Here is a 2,249-nt window from a genome sequence, read left to right as displayed (position 1 = left end):
ACTCTCCAACAAAAAACGTTAGAAGAGAACAAAACCCTCTCCTGACAAAACAACTGCACTCAAAGAAACCCCAACAAAAAGTCGGGGCCAAAGCACACAAAACGTCAGCACACTGTTGAGTTCTCAAAGGACGACCACACGCGCCGAACCCGCCGGTTTCCCGGCGATCCCGTTCGCGGTGATTCCCACCGTACACGATCGCTTTCGGGGGCGTTTCCGGGGGGTGAACCCCGGTGAGGCCCGTCCGCAGGCACGACCGAGCCGACCGTGTCCGTTCCGCCGCAGCAGGCGGACACCGATCGAGTCTTCATCTGTCGCGGACCGACCCGGGAGCGATGTCCCGCGGTCCTGGCTCCGGCCGGCCGCTGTCCGCGTCCGTTCCCCGAGAGCGACGAGAAGACTACGCCGGCCCGCTCCCAGCGGCCGCAACCGGGGGGTCACCGCGCCGATCCGGGCAGGTCAGCCGCCGTTTGCCCCGGTACGGACCCCGCCCGCTCCGGGCCGCCGGTCGCGAGGCGGTCGCGCGACGCGCCCCCGTACCCTGTCAGGCGCCGGCCCCCGTAGCTCAGACGGACAGAGCAAGGCCCTTCTAATGCCAAGGTCGCAGGTTCGAGTCCTGCCGGGGGCACCTCACGCCGGAGGGCCGTGCCCATCGCCCGGCCCGGGCTTCCTTGCCATCACGAAGCCCTGCGGCACCCTCGTCGCAGCGGTGCCCCCCTCGGGCGCCTTCTCCAGACGGGCGGTCACCTCGAAGCCCGCTCCGTGCAGCAGGGCGACGACGTCGTCGGCACGGAGCCGGTGGAAGTCGAGCGCGATCTCGTGCCCGAACGCCTGCTCGAGGTGGAGCGTGTCGTCGCCGACCTGGAAGGCGAGCAGCACGTGCCCGCTGGGCCGCAGGGCCCGGCGGAACTCACGGAGGACAGCGGCACGCCGCGGCTGCGGGACGTGGATGAGCGAGTACCAGGCGACGACGCCGGCCAGTGCGGCGCCGGGAACGTCGAGGTCGCCCATCTCGCCGACCTCGAAGGTGATCGTCGGGTGCGCACGCCGGGCCAGGCCGACCATCGCCGGCGACAGGTCGATTCCCCGCACCGCCAGCCCCAGGTGATCGAGGTGCGCCGCCACCGTCCCCGGCCCGCTGCCGACCTCGAGGACCTCGGCGTCACCGTGCTCGCGATGCACGATCTCGGCGAATGCGGCGAGCAGCGCGCGGTCGAGCGGGGCATCCGCGAGCTCGGCACGGAAGAGCTTCGCGTACCCCTCGGCGATCGCGTCGTACCCGGCCCTCGTCGCACCCAGGTCTCCCGGCTCGGCCACGACCGCACGCTAGGGCCCGGCCGGCACCGGGGTGTCACGGCCACCGGACTGCCCCAGTCCGTCTCGCACGTGGAGCACCAGGTAGAGCGGCACCCCGAAGGAGAACATTCGGGCGTCGCTCTCACCCGCAACGGGGGAGGCCGCTGCGTGCCGGTGCGCCGACGCTGGGCCGATGGGCGTGGGGATGGATCGGGCGTGACCACCGGGGCCGGGGTACACGGCACCGCGAGGGTGTCCGGCGCGGACATCGATCGGATGGCCGACCGACTCTTTCTCGAGCAGACGCAAACAGTCGGCCTTCTGGGTCCTGCTGATCCTGGCAGCGATCATCGCGGGCGTGGGGGTCGTCGCCGACTCGGATGCCACCGTGATCGGTGCAATGATCGTCGCCCCGCTGATGACTCCCATCCTCGGCGCCGCGTTGGCCGTCGTCCTCGCCGACCGGGCGCGGGTGATCCGTGGCATCGCCACCGTCCTGGCCGGCGCCGCGCTCGTGGTGGCTCTCGGCTTCCTGCTCGGGCTGCTCGTGCCGGAACCGGTCGTCGCCGCCACCAACGCCCAGGTCGCCTCCCGGGTCAGCCCCGACTTGATCGACCTGATCGGCGCGCCCGCGCCATCGCGGGTGCCGCCAGCAGGAGGTGACCTCCGCGGCACCCGCAAGCATCAGCGCTCGGCCCGGTCAGACCCGGCGTCGGCGAAGGCGTCGAGCGAGCCGGTGGCCCACGGCGCCGGGCCCGCCGTCAGGCCGGTTCGCCGCGGCGGTTGGTCGCCAGGGCGTAGATCACCGCGACGTCGACGGCGATGACGACGATCGCCCACAGCGGGTACGCGGCGATGAACGCCAGGTTCACGATCGCGCTCAGCAGAGCCAGGGCGATCCCGACGATGCGCGCCCAGAGCCGTCCGGCCATCACCCCGAAGCCCGCGGCGAA

Annotated in this window: 3 protein-coding genes and 1 tRNA gene; 2 read left to right on the top strand and 2 right to left on the bottom strand. The window is 71.5% G+C overall.

Annotated elements, in window-relative coordinates; genetic code table 11:
* Positions 1–554 precede the first annotated feature (554 nt).
* Positions 555–628, top strand: a tRNA-Arg gene (locus tag VGH76_RS27225).
* Between the two features lie 2 nt (positions 629–630).
* Here VGH76_RS27225 and VGH76_RS27220 read toward each other — a convergent pair.
* Entirely contained in the window at positions 631–1,317 is a 687-nt protein-coding gene (locus VGH76_RS27220; RefSeq protein WP_331559897.1) for a class I SAM-dependent methyltransferase, read from the bottom strand.
* A 379-nt stretch (positions 1,318–1,696) separates the two neighbouring features.
* Here VGH76_RS27220 and VGH76_RS28125 point away from each other — a divergent pair, with 379 nt between their 5' ends.
* Complete coding sequence (locus VGH76_RS28125; protein ID WP_414637830.1) at positions 1,697–2,122, top strand: DUF389 domain-containing protein; 426 nt, start codon at positions 1,697–1,699, stop codon at positions 2,120–2,122.
* On the opposite strand, the gene VGH76_RS27215 is transcribed toward VGH76_RS28125, so the two are convergent.
* Positions 2,058–2,249: DUF7144 family membrane protein (locus VGH76_RS27215; RefSeq protein WP_422653089.1), on the bottom strand; the 192-nt coding region annotated here is incomplete at its 5' end. The two genes, VGH76_RS28125 and VGH76_RS27215, sit on opposite strands and share 65 nt — an antisense overlap.

Origin of the sequence: Actinomycetospora sp., from assembly GCF_036497585.1 — a bacterium.
Classification (GTDB): Bacteria; Actinomycetota; Actinomycetes; order Mycobacteriales; family Pseudonocardiaceae; genus Actinomycetospora.
Note: the sequence above shows the minus strand (reverse complement) of the source record. Positions and strands in the feature narration are given on the sequence as shown.